Consider the following 15,066-nt stretch of genomic DNA (forward strand, 5'->3'; position numbering starts at 1 on the left):
ATCAACCCAGCACGGAGAGTTCCGTCAACCGTCGATGTTCATCCATCGCAAATCGATCGGTCATTCCGGCGATATAATCGGCGACGACGCGCCGGCGCCCGTTCTCATCGCCTTGTTGCGCCTTGTCGCGCCAGCCATCGGGCAGCAGGCTCGGATCTTCGGCCAATATCTCGAAAATGGCGGTGAGCGCCAAGCGGGCCTTGCGCGTCATGCGCTTCACCTTCCAGTGACGATACATCCGCGCATAGAGGAATTTGCGGATTTCCTTGTTCTCCAGCGCCACCTGCGCGCTGAACCCGACCACCGGGCCGGAAGCCTGACGGATATCGTCAGAAGATTCAGGCTTCAACGCAGCCAGATTGGCGCGTGTGGTGGTGGTCAGATCGGTCACGAGCACATTGATGACCTGCCGGATCGTCTCGTGCCGGATGCGACGCTCGCGGTCATAGCGCTCCCCTGCCCGCGCGCCGCTCAGAGCGCGCTCATAGGCCTGACCAACGATCGGAAGACCCGCGATATCATCGAAGCTCAGCAATCCGGCCCGCAATCCGTCATCAAGATCGTGCCCGTGATAGGCGATGTCATCGGCCAAAGCCGCAACCTGCGCCTCGGCCGAGGCGTAGCTGCCATAATCGAGATGATGCTGGGCGTCGTAATCGAGCAGATACGGGGTGGGCCGCTTGACTGGCCCATTATGCTTCGCAAGCCCTTCCAGCGTTTCCCAGGTCAGGTTGAGCCCGTCGAAGGCATGGTAGCGCCCCTCGAGCAGCGTCACGAGCCTCAGGGACTGGGTGTTGTGATCGAAGCCGCCGAAATCCTGCATGCAGGCTTTGAGCGCGTCCTCCCCCGCATGGCCGAAAGGCGTGTGGCCGAGATCATGCGCCAAGGCCAATGCCTCGGTCAGATCTTCATCGAGTCTGAGCTGACGCGCGATCGAGCGGGCAATCTGGGCCACTTCGAGCGAATGCGTCAGGCGCGTGCGGAAAAAATCGCCCTCATGATTGATGAAAACCTGCGTCTTGTATTGGAGCGTGCGGAACCCTGCAGAATGGATCACACGGTCACGGTCGCGCTGCCAGGGCGAGCGTGTCGGCGCATCCTCTTCGGGGTGGAGACGACCACGCGCGGTCTCGCGACGCACGGCATAAGGGGCGACATCCTGACTGATCATCCACACTCTCCACTTTGCCCGCTTTAAGAGCGTGGCTACGCGCATTATATGGGAAAACATGAGCCAGACCACGCCCCCCTCCGACGCGGCCCAGACGGGTCGCTTTTCGGTCTCGCCCGGTGCCGCCGCCCGGATTGTCGAGATCATTGCCCAGCAGGACGAGCCCGAAGGGCTGGCCCTGCGCGTGGCTGTGCTCGCGGGGGGGTGCAATGGATTTCAGTACCAGTTCAAGCTGGAAACCGGGCGCGCATCGGATGACGTGGTGATTGATCAGGATGGCGCTACCGTGCTTGTCGATCCCGTGAGCCTCGATCTGCTCGAAGGGGCGCAGCTCGAATTCGTGGACAAGCTGATGGGGGCGCATTTCACGGTGACCAACCCCAATGCGGCGTCATCCTGTGGGTGCGGTACGAGCTTTTCCCTCGCATGAGCTTCACTTTTGCAAGCTGGAACGTCAATTCCATACGCCAGCGCGAGAAACACGTACTCGACTGGCTCGACCGCAAGAAGCCCGACCTGCTCTGCCTTCAGGAACTGAAATGCGAGACGCATCTCTTTCCGGCAAGCTTTGCGGAAGCAGGGTATCATCCGGTGGTCGTGGGGCAGAAAGCCTATAACGGCGTGGCGATGCTCTCACGTACACCGGTCGAGATAACACATGAGAAGCTTCCCGGCTTCGACCATGACGTGGCGCGCTATGTCGAGATCCGCGTGTCGGGAATGGTGATCGGCAATCTTTATCTGCCGAACGGCAATTCCGGCGGGGCGACGGGTTTTGCCACCAAACTCGAATTCTTCGACGCCCTCGCCCAACGAGCTCAGGCTCTGCTCAATGCAGAGGAAGATTTCCTGTTCACGGGAGATTTCAATGTCTGCCCCACCGACGAGGATTTTGCGCCGGGCGCGCTGAGCCCCGATGACGCCCTTTTGCGGCCCGAGAGCCGGGCCGGATGGCGCCGCCTGCTCTGGCTCGGCCTGACTGATGCCCTGCGGGCGATCCGCCCCACCGGGAGGGACTACACATTCTATGATTACCAGAACGCCGCCTTTCAGCGGAATGCCGGGTTACGCATCGATCACGCGCTGCTCTCGCCACGCCTGACCGAGCGCCTCGTTTCGGTCACACCCGACCGGGACGAACGGGCAAAAGACCAGCCTTCGGATCATATTCCGCTGGTCGTCACACTGGCCTGAGCGAAAGGCGCGGAAAGCTCGTCGGGATCAGATGATCCCGTCACGATCGGCACCACCATGCCCGGCGATGACGCCGCTGATGATCTGCAATGCGGCAGCGAGTTCCGCGCGGCTCCCGGGCGCGCCCAGACACAGCCGAAGCCCGGTATCGGCCTCGCGCGAAACACCAGAGGCTTCAGGAGGCGTCACCTCCACCCCTGCGCGCAACAGCCGCGCCGTCACGCGTTCGGCTTCGATCGCGGGCATGGGCAGGAAAGCATGGGGCGAGTGTGCGGCACCGGGCCTAACCACAAGAGCGCCAAGTTCGGTCTGTGTCATGATCCAGCGCGCGGAGGCCTCATGCTGGATCGCGCTTGCCATGGCCTCAATGCGGCCATCCTCGACCCATTGCATGAAAATCAGCGCCCCAAGGGCGGGCGGACAATAACCGAAAGCCCTGATCCCTCGAATCAGACGCTCCCTCGGTAATTCCGGAGGCAATGCCAGAAACGCCAACCGGAGGCCCGGGCAGATTCCCTTGGACAGGCTGACGAGATAGAGCGTTCGTTCCGGGGCGAAGCTGGCAATTTGCGGTGGGCGCAAAGAATAGGCGTAATACGCATCGTCCTCGAGGATCAGAAGATCCCGCGCGCGTGCGACCCGCGCGATATCCTGACGACGCTGAGCTGACATTGTCCGTGTGGTCGGGTTATGGAGCGTGGGAAGGGTGAACAGCATCCGGCTGCCCGTCTCGGCCGCTGCGCGATCGAGAGCATCGGGACGTATACCCTCCTCATCCATCGCGACCCCATGCAGCCTGAGCCCCAGATGCTCCGCCGCCATGCGCGCGCCGTAGAATGTGGTCGACTCACACAGAACCGTATCACCCGGCCCGCAAAAGGATGAAAACGCCAGCGCAATGCCGTGCTGCCCCCCATTGCACTGGATCAGGTTTTCCGCGGCTACATCGAGACCATAACTGTCAGCGATCCAACGCGCTGCGGCGTGCCTCACAGGAGCCAGGCCGGGACCCTGAATGTAATGCAGCGCCGGGTCGAGCGCGCCACGCTTCGTGAGCTGAGACAACGCAAGATCGAGCTCGTGCATCAAAGGCACGGGCGGTGGCGTGTTGCACCGTAGATCAATGATCCCGGCCCGCCCCCCGGCGCCGCGCTCGAGGGCAGGCACATCCGGGACAGGAGAGGACGCCCCCCTGACGAAAGACCCCCGACCGACATGCGCCACCAGAAGGCCGCGCCGCTCGGCTTCGGCATAGGCCCGGGTGACGCTCCCACTGCTGACACCGAGGCGAAATGCCAGATCGCGCTGAGGTGGCAGGCGTGCCCCCGCAGCGAGCGCCCCGCGCCTGACGTCGGCGGCAATCGCATGGACCAGCCGCTCGTAGAAAGGTGCCGGACCGGCTTCGATCTCAGGATGCCACATCTGGGGATTCACCCTTACATTGTAATGGTTCAATATACCGATTGCGATTCATAAAATACCGATCAAAATAATACAATCGAATCGATTCGTTATAATTGTATCAGTACAATAGAGGAAATCATGAGACATCCCTGTCGAGCGAGCAGCGCCTTACGCTGCCCGCCTGAACCCAGCCCCTTACCTTCAGGGTTTGGTGCCATACTCGGCGCCGTGACGGCATTGCTGATCGCAAGCATGCTCGCGGGTCTTCCCACGCCCTGCCATGCAGCCACGGAGGATGGCGATGACCAGATCGAACGGATTCCCGTCGCCTATGAGGCCTCCGATCTCACCGATCCGGTACGCGCCAGGAAGTTGCTCTGGCGTCTGGATAGCGCCTCGCTGCAGGCATGCGGTGCCATGGATGGCATGTCGCTCCCGATGCAGAAAGCGGTCGAACGCTCGGCCTGCCACCGCACAAGCCTGACCGCTTCGGTCTCTTCGCTCCATAGCCCGATATTGTGGCAACTGGCCCGGGACATGATCGGGACGCGCGGCGTCACACAGGAGGCACCCTGATCATGAAGCTCGCTTTCCATATGGTCGATGTCTTCGCGACTGGCATTTTCAACGGCAACCCATTGGCGGTTATCGTCGGCGCGGACACTGTCTCCGATGCACAAATGGCGGCCATCGCCAACTGGACCAATCTCAGCGAGACGAGTTTCCTGCTCGCGCCCCGATCGGACCAAGCCGATTATCGTGTGCGAATCTTCACCCCGCATTCTGAATTGCCGTTCGCCGGGCATCCCACACTTGGCACAGCTCATGTCTGGCAATCGCTCCATGGTGCGGCGAGCAGCGAGCGCATTGTCCAGGAATGCGCCGCGGGGCTCGTTTCCCTGCGCCAGACAAGCGGAGGACTGGCTTTCGCGGCACCGCCCATACAGCGTTCCGGTCCAGCGAGTCCCGCCGAGCTTTCCCGGGCCCTTAACGCCCTCAGACTCCATCCAGACGATATTCTCGATGCGCGATGGGCCGATAACGGGCCGGGCTGGCTGGCTCTGCGCCTGCGTAGCGGTGCTCAGGTCCTCGCGGTGGAGCCGGATTGGGGCGCGCTGATCGGCCAGAAACTGGGAGTTGTCGGCGCCTGGGAGCCAGCCGAGCACCCGTATGGCGCGCATGTCGAGATCAGGGCTTTTGTCGGGGAGGACCCTGGGTATGAGGATCCTGTCACAGGAAGCCTGAACGCGAGCATCGCCCAGTGGCTGATCGAGGAGGGGCTGGCCCCCGACAGCTATATCGCTGTGCAAGGAACGGTTTTGGGCCGCGCCGGTGCTGTCTCTGTCGAAAAACGGGGGGAAACAATCTGGGTAGGTGGACGCACGACAACCCGGGTGACGGGCACGATCGACCTGTGACAGGAGACGCCACGGCGCCGCTCCGGCTCGGCCTGTCCCGGGCGGCGGCGGACACCTGACGGGTCAGCGGGTCAGCGGGTCAGCGGGTCAGCGGGTCAGCGGGTCAGCGGGTCAGCGAACATGACGCTGCAGGCAGCGGGGTCAGGCTGTCAATCTGGCCCGACAAGACATAATCCCCGAAATCGATGAGAAGTTTATCCTCCACGCCGTTGGTCCAGAGACGATCACTGTAGGTCGAGTCCGGCAGAAGGGTGGCATCACCGCCACCGAAGCTTGCAACCGATACGGGCACGGCCATGCCTCCTGCGAAAGCCGGGCTGTCGAATCCCGGCGTGGCAGGGGCGAGGGTGCCAAGCGTCACGTAATTGGGCGTTGACCCATCGGCGGATGCGCCGTCGAAAATCTGGCTTTGAAGATGCAAAGCCCCCTTACGGGCCGCCTCAAGCAGTGTCCCCGTAAACTGGACCGGAAAAACCGTTGCCGCCGGCAGGGTGATCGTTTTCGTGTCAGGCTTGGTGAAATGGACCACCACCTGCCCATGACGTTGACGAATGGCCTCACCTGCCGTCTCGCTGGTCGTTTCCCCATCCTGGCTTTGCACCGTGCGAAAAAGGAAACGACGCCCGTTCTTGTCTTCCAGCGTAGCGGATTGATAGGTCACCACGCTCGTGCTGCCATCGCCGCTCATGATCTGGACTTCCAGCTTTTGGCTGGACGACCAGGAATCGCATGCATCGCGCAGCTGGTAGCTCGCCTTTCCTCCCGCTGCGACCAGCGAGCCTGCTTTGAGTCGGGCGAGGTTGAGCGTGTAGCTGATCTTGTGCGGTAGAAGCGCCCCCGCAACCGGCACGGCATCACGCCGCGGGGAAGCCGCGTGCGCGGGGAGTGCGGCAAGGCCGATGACCATAGCCGCAGCGAGGCGTGTCCGTTTCACCCGCGCTTCTCCGTTTTCGCCTCAGGCCTTCTGATCGGCGCCCTTATCGGCATCAGCCCTCTCGCCATCGCCCTTGACCATCGTAGCTTTGGGCTTGGGCGGCAGAATGGCGAGGGAAAGCTCCTTGAGACGGGCAGGCTCGACCGGAGCCGGAGCTTCCATCATCAGGTCTTCGCCGCTTTGATTGAGCGGGAAGAGAATCACCTCACGGATGTTCGGCTCATCGGCCAACAGCATCACGATACGGTCCACACCCGGTGCCGACCCGCCATGCGGTGGGGCGCCGTAACGGAACGCGTTGAGCATACCACCGAAACGGGCCTCGACCACATCCTCTCCGTAGCCGGCAATGGCGAAGGCGCGGATCATGACTTCCGGCAGATGGTTACGGATGGCACCCGAGGACAATTCGATGCCGTTGCAGACGATATCGTACTGATAGGCCTTGATGGTCAGCGGGTCCTGCGAGTTCAGCGCCTCTAGCCCGCCCTGCGGCATGGAGAACGGGTTGTGCGAGAAATCGACCTGGCCCGTTTCCTCGTTGCGCTCGAACATTGGGAAATCAACGATCCAGCAGAAGCGGAAGGCATCCTGCTCGATCAGATCGAGTTCCTGAGCGATGCGCGTGCGCACCTGTCCCGAGAACTTGGCCACGGCATCGCCTTCGCCTGCGGCGAAGAACACGGCGTCACCCGCCTTGAGGCCACAGGCTTCACGAATAGCCTCGACGCGATCAGCTTCCAGATTCTTGGCAATCGGGCCCTTGCCGCCATCTTCCTCGAAAATGATGTAGCCAAGACCGCCCGCACCGGCATCACGCGCCCAGCTATTGAGCTTGTCGAAAAAGCCACGCGGACGCGTACCGGCACCGGGGGCCGGAATGGCGCGCACTTCGCCGCCATTGGCAGCGATACGGGCAAACAGGCCGAAACCGGAATTGGCGAAAGCTTCGGTGACCGTACTGATCAGCAGCGGATTGCGCAGATCGGGCTTGTCGGAGCCGTACAGGCGCATCGCGTCGTCATAGGGGATACGACGGAACGGCGCTGTATCGACCTTGCGGCCCTGTCCGAACTCGGCAAACAGACCGCTCAGCACGTCTTCCAGAACCGCAAACACGTCTTCTTGGGTCGCGAAGGCCATTTCGAAGTCGAGCTGGTAGAACTCGCCCGGGCTGCGATCGGCACGTGAGGCTTCGTCACGGAAGCAGGGGGCGATCTGGAAGTAGCGATCAAAACCCGCCACCATGGCGAGCTGCTTGAACTGCTGCGGCGCCTGGGGCAGCGCGTAGAACTTGCCGGGATGCAGACGCGCCGGGACGAGGAAGTCACGTGCGCCTTCCGGCGAGGAGGCCGTGAGGATAGGCGTCTGGAACTCGGTGAAGCCATGGCCGATCATGCGCGCACGCATGGAGGCAATGACCGCCGAGCGCAGGCGGATATTGGCGGCCATCTTCTCACGACGCAGGTCGAGATAGCGATATTTGAGGCGCAGATCTTCGGGGTAGTTCTCGCTGCCAGCCACCTGGAAAGGCAGCACAGCGGCGTGGGAGCGGACCTCGATTTCACGGGCACGCAGTTCGATGGCACCGGTCGGCAGATGCGGGTTGCGCTGGCCGTCCTCGCGCACCACCACCTCGCCTGTGACCGTTATGACGCTCTCGACGCGCAGGCGCTCGACCGTCTCAAGAAGCGCCGTGCCGGAGGGAATGACGATCTGCGTCATACCGGTCTGATCGCGCAGGTCGATAAACAGAAGTCCGCCATGATCGCGCTTGCTGTGCACCCAGCCGGAAAGACGGACACTCTGCCCGGCGTCACTTTCGCGCAGGGCGCTACAGCTATGGGTGCGATAGGGGTGCATGGGCGTCTTCCTGATTCGTGACCTCGGGGGTGCGGGGGTGTTCCCCCCGCGAATGAAGCGCAGGAAGCCGCTCCACCCCTTCTCTGTCAAGCATCGTCGAAGGTGACGGCCGCCTCGCCCATCTCTTTTGGGCGCGAGGCTGCTGCCAGACCCACTATTTTATCCTGCGCAACATACTCAGCCATGAAATCGAAGCTCTGCGCCGTGCCATCGATCTGCACGGCGTTATGCGGCTGCGGCCAACCCAGATATTCGATCTTGCGATCATATTGCTGGGTCCAGAACCAGGGCGTAGGCAGGTCGCCCCCCGGCAAGCCGAGCATGGTGCGCGCGGCAATACGGGCCTGACATTGCGCCGTGCGCCAATGCTCGATGCGATAGCGCTGGCCCTCATGGCTCATGCTTGCGATATCGCCTGCCGCATAGACATGGGCACCGACACGCATCGCTTCGTCGACATCGATCCCGCCCTGATCATTGATGGCGTAGTCCGGCAGGAAATCGAGCACTGGCTCCGCGCCAATCCCGGCAAGGACAAGCGTTGCGCCGATACGCGTCCCGTCATCGAGTTCGACGCCGCTGACCGCCTCCCCTCCCGTGATGGCTTTGACCTTGCGCGAGGGAATGAAGGCCACCCCCTTTTCCTCATGCAGGCTGCGCATGGCGCTCGCGATATCTTTGCCCAATTGCTTCTCAAAAGGCAGCGCGCTCTGTGACACAACGGTGACCCCCGCACCGCGCTTGCGCAACGCCGCAGCGGCTTCCATGCCGATAAAGCCTGACCCGATGACGACGACACTGGTCTTCTCATCGACCGAGGCGATGATCGCGCGTGCATCTTCAGCGCTGCGCAACAGCTTCACACCAGAAAGGGATGCTCCGGGAATGTCGAGTGCCCGTGCGCGCGATCCAGAGGCGATCAGGATATGATCGGGCGTGAGCGTCTCTTCAGACCCAAGCGAAAGCGTGCGTCCCTCGATATCAAGCCTCGTCACACAGTCGGTGATGCGCTCGATATTATTGGCCTCGTACCAGGAGTCCGGGCGTAAGGCAGGCGGGGCTGCGTCTTTCTCACCACTGCCGAGCACCATCTTGCTCAGTGCCGTGCGATCATAGGGAAGCTCGGCCTCAGGGCTGATCAGCAGCACGCGTCCGGCATAGCCTTCCTCGCGCAGGGTGACGGCAGCGGCTATGGCGGCAGCACCAGCCCCGATAATCGCGACCGTATCGTGCTCGCGCATGGGAGCAGGCGGCTCGCGCCTGATAGCCTGCTTGCCCACAAGAACGCGCCCATCATGGACCTCTACCGGGTAGCGGTTGAGAGGATCCAGAGCGGGTGGCGCGATCAGCCTCCCACTCTCTGCGGAAAAACTCGCCTTGTGCCAGGGGCACACCAACTGCACATCGCCATGCCGTGATTTACAGGCGACGCCCTGCTCCATAGGCGCACCCTTATGCGGACATTTGCCGTCAAAGGCGCGTATCCCGTCTGTGGAGCGGTAGAGCACCAGCGCCTTGTCACCGATGCTGACGGGAGTGATGACCTCGAGGGGGAGGTCATCAAGGGCCAGAACATCCGTCCAGTCCAGCAGGTCTTGGCTCATCTTGCATCCAGTTCGATCAGGAATTTCGAAGCGATACCGGATGCAACGTGAGGAATGGGCTCGGGTTGAGGCGGTTCCTTTCTTTCGCCTGAGAACAGGTATGATCCCGGCCTCGGAAAAAAACGAAAGACCGGTCGATCCGTCCCAGTTCCTAGCCCAGTGCCTCTGTCAGGAAACGGCGTACTGCGGGATTTGTCCGACCGAAGGAAAGCGGCGTGACGCTGACATGATGATCGGCGATGGCCCTGGTTTCCGTACCCGGGGCATCGCCCTCGTGATCGCGTCGCAGATGGAGCCAGTGATAAGCCATGCGGCGTACATCCTCACGCGCAACGATATCAATATCGCGCAGCAATCCCCTGCCCTGCTCGGTCACCATGAGCCCCTTGGCCTCCTGAGCGTCACAAGCGGGGAAATTCACATTGAGGCAGCAGGGTTCGGGCAGAACGAGGGAGGCGAGCTGGCGGATGATATCGGGCGCGAGAACACGTGCCGTCTCCCATGGCACCTCTTTCATCGGGCTGAAAGCCTGGCTGAGGGCAAAAGCAGGCAGGCCAAGCAGCATGGCGGTCATCGCAGCGCCGACCGTACCCGAGAACACGGTTTCGACCCCCAGATTGGCGCCGCGATTGATACCGGACAGGACGAGGCTCGGCGGTGCATCGCCCAGGATCTGCCGTGCGGCAATTGCCACACAATCACCGGGCGTACCATTCACGGAAAAGCGTCGCGGGCCATGCTGATGGACGCGTAGCGGATCATGCAGGCTGAGCGCGTGGGAGATACCACTCTGATCGCGCGCAGGCGCCACGACCCAGACATCATCCGAGAGGAGAGACGCGACCTCGAAGAGCACCGAGAGGCCGGGCGCATCGATCCCATCGTCATTGGTAAGGAGGATGCGGCGAAACAGGGGAGAACTCATGGCATGCGTCCTTTGACTGAGAGGCGGAACAGGCAGGGCCAGCACTCCCCGGAGTCTGGCACAGCGGACGCGCAGGCAAAAGAAAACCCGGCACCAAAGCCGGGTTTTCACTGATCAAGTCGACGAGATTTACCGTGTCGACGGGGTTTCAGAAGGAGTCGTCACCCCAGCCACCACCGCTATCGCCGCCCCAGTCACCGCCATTGTCGCCGCCACTATTGCCCCAGTTATCGGCGTCATAAGACTGGCCCGCATCCTGGCCGCTCCCTGCAAAGGGATCGTTTCCGCCACCGGCGCCATAGTTGTTGTTGATGATCGTCTCACCCCCGCCGAAACCTCCGGCAGCATCACCGCCATGATGGCCCGAGAACAGGCTCTCGATGGCATTGGCCGCCAGCATACCCCCGGCAACACCTGTGGCCGTGGTCAGGGCCGATCCGAGAAAGCCCGACCCGCGCTGCTGGAACATGCCGGGTGAGTAGCCCGGGGGAAGATTGGCCTGCGGCGGCGGGGCATAGCCCTGGCCATACCCCTGGCCGTAACCTTGCTGCGGCTGCCCGCCCCAGCCCGGCGGTGGGCCAGCCTGCTGCGTCCGATTACCCCCACCACCGAACAATCCACCAAACAGGCCGCCACCACCCTGCGGGCGCTGCTGCTGAGCCTGCTGCAACTGGGACTGCGCCTGCTGGAGCTGGAATTCGAGCTGACGGATGCGATTCTGCGCTTCGGCCAGCGCTACCTCCTGCACCACGGCCATCTGGGTCACGCGGTAACGGGCTTCGGGGTATTTCTGGAAATTCTCCCCGATCCAGCGATCGGCTTCCTGATCGATGGGCGGCAGATTGGCCGGGGCCTGAGAGCCACCGAACCCGCTATTCGGCGCCCCGCCGACGCGGGCGACGAACTGCGAAATAAGATCACGCTCTTGCTGGTTCATGGGGATGACTCTCCATCCGGTCAAAATGATAATGCTTATAATGTGGTCGGGGGCCCCAAGAGTTGCAAGAGGCCTATCCCGAAGGCGTCAATCCTGCCCTTGGATAGGAACCAACCGATCTGTGCATCTTGCTGAAGAGCGGGAGCGTGATTGGCTTGTTTCCCTCCTCGGGGTAGAACGGACCGACTGAACAAGACCGGAGCCTCGATCCTTGACCCCCTTGCCCGAAAACGGCGGACGCCCCCTTTCCTTTCAGGATCTGATCCTGCGCCTGCATCAGTTCTGGTCGGCACAGGGCTGCGCCCTGCTTCAGCCTTACGATACCGAGCTTGGGGCGGGCACGCTCTCGCCGCATACAACGCTGCGGGCATTGGGGCGCAAGCCATGGAAGGCCGCTTATGTGCAGCCCTGCCGCCGGCCCTCGGACGGGCGCTATGGTGAGAACCCGAACCGGCTTCAGCATTATTATCAGTATCAGGTGCTGCTCAAGCCGACGCCCGAAGACAGTCAGCGTCTGCTGCTCGACAGCTACCGGGCCATCGGGATCGATCCGGAAAAGCACGATATCCGCTTTGTGGAAGATGACTGGGAAAACCCGACAATCGGCGCCTGGGGGCTGGGCTGGGAAGTCTGGTGCGACGGCATGGAAGTCACGCAATTCACCTATTTCCAGCAGGTTGGCGGCATTCCGACCGTCGTCCCTTCGACCGAACTGACCTACGGCCTTGAGCGTCTGGCCATGTATGTGCAGGGCGTCGAGAATGTCTATGACCTCGACTTCAACGGTCAGGGTCTGAAATACGGCGATGTCTTCCTGCGCGCCGAGCAGGATTATTCGCGCCATAATTTCGAGCTGGCCGATACCGAGATGCTGATGCGCCATTTCCGCGACGCCGAAGCGGAATCCGTGCGTCTGGCTGAAGCTGGCGTAGCCCAGCCCGCCTATGACCAGTGTGTCAAGGCCAGCCATCTGTTCAACCTGCTCGACTCACGCGGTGTCATTTCGGTGTCCGAGCGCGCCTCCTATATCGGGCGCGTCCGCAATCTCGCAAAGCTCTGCTGCGAAACCTGGCTTGCTGGCGACGAGGAGTCGAAATAATGGCCGAATTCCTTCTCGTTCTCGATTGCGAGGAAATTCCTGCCCGCATGCAGGAAAGCGCCGGTCAGGATCTGGCGCGTCTCGTTTCCGAAGCCCTTTCTCCCCTCTCCCCTTCGGACATCACCCCGTTCTGGGGCGCACGCCGCATCGGCGTGGTCATGCAGATTGCCGAGCACATTGCCGAAACCACCCAATCCGAACGCGGCCCGCGTGAGACGGCGCCCGAACAGGCTTTGGCGGGTTTCCTGCGCAAACATGGTGCCGAACGCGATGCCCTGGTGCTCGAAAACGGTTTCTGGGTGCTCAATCGCACGCTGCCCGCCATCAGTGCCGCCCAGCAGATTGCCGCAACACTCCCTGCCCTGTTCTGGCGCTTTCCCTGGCCCAAATCCATGCGCTGGGGCCGTGGCAGCCTGTTCACCTGGGTGCGCCCCTTGCGTCGCATCGTGTGTCTGCTCGATGGAACCCTCGTGCCTTTCACCCTGGCGACCGAGAGTGATGACGCCCATGGTCTGAGCGCGGACGCGCAGAGCGAAGGCCATCGTTTCATGGCGCCGGGCGCGTTTACCGTCTCCTCCTACGCCCAGCTCACCTCCGAACTTCTCGCCCGCAAGGTCGTGCTCGATCCGGAAAAGCGCCTGTCGATCATCCGCGATGGTCTCAAGACGCAGGCCGACAAGGCCGGTCTCACGCTTGTCGAGGATGAGAAGCTGGTCGAGGAAGTGTCGGGCCTGGCCGAATGGCCGGTCGCGCTCCTTGGTCGGATCGACGACGCCTATATGGATCTGCCGCCTGAGGTGATGCAGGTCTCCATGCGCATCAACCAGCGCTACTTTGCCCTGCGCAACGCAGACGGAACGGCAGCCCCGCATTTTGCCTTCATCGCCAATATGGATTTCGCCGATGGCGGTGCGCTGACCATCGCCGGTAATGAGCGCGTGCTGCGCGCCCGCTTTGCAGATGCGCGCCATTTCTGGGATCTCGACCGCAGGACGAAACTGGCCGAACGCGTGGCCGCGCTGGATGGGGTGACCTTCCATGCACGGCTTGGCAGCCAGGGCGCGCGCGTACGGCGTGTCGTGGCGCTGGCCGGTATCGTCGCTCAGGCGATGGGTCTCGATGCGCAAGCCCAGGCTCAGGCCCAGCGCGCGGCCCTTCTTGCAAAAGCCGATCTGACGACCGGCATGGTCGGCGAATTTCCCGAATTGCAGGGTGTGATGGGTGGCTACTACGCCCGTCATGATCATGAGGGCGATGCAGTTTCCGACGCTGTGGCCGAGCATTACATGCCCCGCGGGCTGAACGATGCCACGCCGCGCGCCCCGGTCTCGGTGGCCGTCGCACTCGCCGATCGTCTGGATCTGCTAACCGCCTTTTTTGCCATGGGTGAAACGCCGAGTGGTTCGGGCGACCCCTATGCGCTGCGTCGCGCCGCGCTCGGGATCATCCGTATCATCCGCGATAACGGGCTACGCCTCGACCTGACAGCGCTCATCGCTCAGGCCGCACAGAACCTGCCTGAAGAGCTGCGCGACGGTGGCGAACTCGAGAGCCTGCCCGGCTTTCTGGCCGAGCGTCTGCGTGTGCAGTTGCGCAGCGAAGGTGAGCGTTACGATGTGCTCGCCGCTGTTCTGGCCGGTGGTCTCGATGGTGATCTGGTGCGGCTGCTTGCCCGTACTGCAGCCTTGGCAGAAATGGTCGGCACCGATGACGGGCGCAATCTGCTCGCAGCGGGCAAGCGCGCAGCCAATATCCTGCGCATCGAAAACCGCAAGGACGGCCCGCATCAGGGCGCGCCAGACAGCGCGCTTTATGTTCAGGATGAGGAACGCGCCCTCGGTGAGGCGCTCGCTTCAGCGCAGTCGGCCATTCACGCGGCCCTCGGTCAGGAGCGTTTTGCCGAGGCCATGATCGAGGCAGCATCACTCCGCCCTGTGCTGGATCGCTTCTTCGAGGTCGTGACTGTCAATGACCCCGAGCCTGCCCGTCGTCTGAACCGCCTGCGCCTGCTGGCGCGGATTGGTGAAACCCTGACTGAAATTGCCGATTTCAGCCAGATCGAAGGCTGAGCGTCACCGCCCCACCGTTTCACCCGGTGGGGCAAGACCGTGCCCTACCAGACTGGCGTTTTGATAAGCCGGTCCAAAAGCCCCTATGGCCGCGCCCGTTACGGGATCATGGCCGGAGGTGCCTTCCCCGATGGGAAGGAATTGTTTCACGAAATCGACGGCTTTACCCGCGGTGGTGCGCCTTATCGGCGGGGCTGCCATGGCACGGGGCAATGGTGCGGGTTCCCACTGCACAGATCCTGCCTCTGACGGGGATCCCCGCGACGCTGGAGAGGCAGTCGACGGCACCTCGACATGAAGCGGCAAGACAGTCGAAAAACCGCGTGCCATGCACACACCGCTGCTGGCAGGCATACCGCCGAGCGTCACGGTCGCAAGCGTCAGGCACAGGTTCTTGTTCCTCATTTCGGGACCCTTTACTGCCGGGAGTACGATCAAACCGTTATTC

General features: G+C 62.4%; 14 protein-coding genes. 6 read left to right on the plus strand and 8 right to left on the minus strand.

From position 1 onward, the window contains the following. Nucleotide 1: 1 nt before the first annotated feature. The gene (locus AA0535_RS02935) at nucleotides 2-1,171 is read right to left on the minus strand and encodes a deoxyguanosinetriphosphate triphosphohydrolase (protein ID WP_264814412.1); all 1,170 of its coding nucleotides are present in this window, start codon (nucleotides 1,169-1,171) and stop codon (nucleotides 2-4) included. Nucleotides 1,172-1,229: 58 nt separating this feature from the next. On the opposite strand from AA0535_RS02935, the gene AA0535_RS02940 reads away from it, so the two are divergent. Both AA0535_RS02940 and xth read left to right on the plus strand, forming a co-directional pair. Beyond that, nucleotides 1,230-1,601 (plus strand): HesB/IscA family protein, encoded by a 372-nt coding sequence (locus AA0535_RS02940; RefSeq protein ID WP_127100250.1) that lies wholly within the window; start codon nucleotides 1,230-1,232, stop codon nucleotides 1,599-1,601. Continuing rightward, nucleotides 1,598-2,365, plus strand: a complete 768-nt coding sequence (xth, locus tag AA0535_RS02945; RefSeq protein ID WP_264814413.1) for an exodeoxyribonuclease III — start codon at nucleotides 1,598-1,600, stop codon at nucleotides 2,363-2,365. Before AA0535_RS02940 ends, xth begins: the two co-directional genes overlap by 4 nt. A gap of 27 nt (nucleotides 2,366-2,392) precedes the next feature. Here xth and AA0535_RS02950 read toward each other — a convergent pair whose 3' ends face one another. Continuing rightward, on the minus strand, nucleotides 2,393-3,787 hold the full coding sequence (locus AA0535_RS02950; RefSeq protein WP_264814414.1) for an aminotransferase-like domain-containing protein: 1,395 nt from the start codon (nucleotides 3,785-3,787) through the stop codon (nucleotides 2,393-2,395). Nucleotides 3,788-3,907: 120 nt separating this feature from the next. On the opposite strand from AA0535_RS02950, the gene AA0535_RS02955 reads away from it, so the two are divergent. Both AA0535_RS02955 and AA0535_RS02960 read left to right on the plus strand, forming a co-directional pair. Next, nucleotides 3,908-4,345 carry a UrcA family protein gene (locus AA0535_RS02955; RefSeq protein ID WP_264814415.1) on the plus strand — a complete coding sequence of 146 codons (438 nt, stop codon included), beginning with the start codon at nucleotides 3,908-3,910 and terminating at the stop codon, nucleotides 4,343-4,345. 2 nt (nucleotides 4,346-4,347) lie between these two features. Continuing rightward, nucleotides 4,348-5,187 carry a PhzF family phenazine biosynthesis protein gene (locus AA0535_RS02960; RefSeq protein WP_264814416.1) on the plus strand — a complete coding sequence of 280 codons (840 nt, stop codon included), beginning with the start codon at nucleotides 4,348-4,350 and terminating at the stop codon, nucleotides 5,185-5,187. 103 nt (nucleotides 5,188-5,290) lie between these two features. On the opposite strand, the gene AA0535_RS02965 is transcribed toward AA0535_RS02960, so the two are convergent. The 5 genes from AA0535_RS02965 to AA0535_RS02985 form a co-directional block, all read right to left on the minus strand. Beyond that, entirely contained in the window at nucleotides 5,291-6,121 is an 831-nt protein-coding gene (locus AA0535_RS02965) for a cell envelope integrity EipB family protein (RefSeq protein WP_264814417.1), read from the minus strand. Between the two features lie 21 nt (nucleotides 6,122-6,142). Further along, nucleotides 6,143-7,984, minus strand: a complete 1,842-nt coding sequence (gene aspS, locus AA0535_RS02970; RefSeq protein WP_264814419.1) for an aspartate--tRNA ligase — start codon at nucleotides 7,982-7,984, stop codon at nucleotides 6,143-6,145. An 86-nt stretch (nucleotides 7,985-8,070) separates the two neighbouring features. Beyond that, nucleotides 8,071-9,588, minus strand: coding sequence for an FAD-dependent oxidoreductase (locus AA0535_RS02975; protein WP_264814420.1), 1,518 nt, complete (start codon nucleotides 9,586-9,588; stop codon nucleotides 8,071-8,073). 151 nt (nucleotides 9,589-9,739) lie between these two features. Further along, nucleotides 9,740-10,513, minus strand: a complete 774-nt coding sequence (gene surE / locus AA0535_RS02980; protein WP_264814421.1) for a 5'/3'-nucleotidase SurE — start codon at nucleotides 10,511-10,513, stop codon at nucleotides 9,740-9,742. A gap of 148 nt (nucleotides 10,514-10,661) precedes the next feature. Further along, nucleotides 10,662-11,450, minus strand: coding sequence for a DUF2076 domain-containing protein (locus AA0535_RS02985; RefSeq protein ID WP_264814422.1), 789 nt, complete (start codon nucleotides 11,448-11,450; stop codon nucleotides 10,662-10,664). Nucleotides 11,451-11,661: 211 nt separating this feature from the next. Here AA0535_RS02985 and AA0535_RS02990 point away from each other — a divergent pair, with 211 nt between their 5' ends. After that, complete coding sequence (locus AA0535_RS02990; protein WP_031240773.1) at nucleotides 11,662-12,549, plus strand: glycine--tRNA ligase subunit alpha; 888 nt, start codon at nucleotides 11,662-11,664, stop codon at nucleotides 12,547-12,549. After that, nucleotides 12,549-14,618, plus strand: a complete 2,070-nt coding sequence (gene glyS, locus AA0535_RS02995) for a glycine--tRNA ligase subunit beta (RefSeq protein WP_264814423.1) — start codon at nucleotides 12,549-12,551, stop codon at nucleotides 14,616-14,618. Before AA0535_RS02990 ends, glyS begins: the two co-directional genes overlap by 1 nt. Before the next feature lie 3 nt (nucleotides 14,619-14,621). On the opposite strand, the gene AA0535_RS03000 is transcribed toward glyS, so the two are convergent. After that, complete coding sequence (locus tag AA0535_RS03000; protein WP_264814424.1) at nucleotides 14,622-15,023, minus strand: hypothetical protein; 402 nt, start codon at nucleotides 15,021-15,023, stop codon at nucleotides 14,622-14,624. Nucleotides 15,024-15,066: the final 43 nt, after the last annotated feature.

The organism is Asaia krungthepensis NRIC 0535, from assembly GCF_025995175.1.
Lineage (GTDB): Bacteria > Pseudomonadota > Alphaproteobacteria > Acetobacterales > Acetobacteraceae > Asaia > Asaia krungthepensis.

Excerpts from the sequence above, each read along its gene's own strand:
- AA0535_RS03000 (WP_264814424.1), bottom strand. The coding sequence starts at position 15,023 with ATGAGGAACAAGAACCTGTGCCTGACGCTTGCGACCGTGACGCTCGGC.
- AA0535_RS02960 (WP_264814416.1), top strand. The coding sequence starts at position 4,348 with ATGAAGCTCGCTTTCCATATGGTCGATGTCTTCGCGACTGGCATTTTC.
- AA0535_RS02935 (WP_264814412.1), bottom strand. The coding sequence starts at position 1,171 with ATGATCAGTCAGGATGTCGCCCCTTATGCCGTGCGTCGCGAGACCGCG.
- aspS (WP_264814419.1), bottom strand. The coding sequence starts at position 7,984 with ATGCACCCCTATCGCACCCATAGCTGTAGCGCCCTGCGCGAAAGTGAC.
- AA0535_RS02955 (WP_264814415.1), top strand. The coding sequence starts at position 3,908 with ATGAGACATCCCTGTCGAGCGAGCAGCGCCTTACGCTGCCCGCCTGAA.
- AA0535_RS02940 (WP_127100250.1), top strand. The coding sequence starts at position 1,230 with ATGAGCCAGACCACGCCCCCCTCCGACGCGGCCCAGACGGGTCGCTTT.
- xth (WP_264814413.1), top strand. The coding sequence starts at position 1,598 with ATGAGCTTCACTTTTGCAAGCTGGAACGTCAATTCCATACGCCAGCGC.
- glyS (WP_264814423.1), top strand. The coding sequence starts at position 12,549 with ATGGCCGAATTCCTTCTCGTTCTCGATTGCGAGGAAATTCCTGCCCGC.
- AA0535_RS02985 (WP_264814422.1), bottom strand. The coding sequence starts at position 11,450 with ATGAACCAGCAAGAGCGTGATCTTATTTCGCAGTTCGTCGCCCGCGTC.
- AA0535_RS02950 (WP_264814414.1), bottom strand. The coding sequence starts at position 3,787 with ATGTGGCATCCTGAGATCGAAGCCGGTCCGGCACCTTTCTACGAGCGG.
- surE (WP_264814421.1), bottom strand. The coding sequence starts at position 10,513 with ATGAGTTCTCCCCTGTTTCGCCGCATCCTCCTTACCAATGACGATGGG.
- AA0535_RS02975 (WP_264814420.1), bottom strand. The coding sequence starts at position 9,588 with ATGAGCCAAGACCTGCTGGACTGGACGGATGTTCTGGCCCTTGATGAC.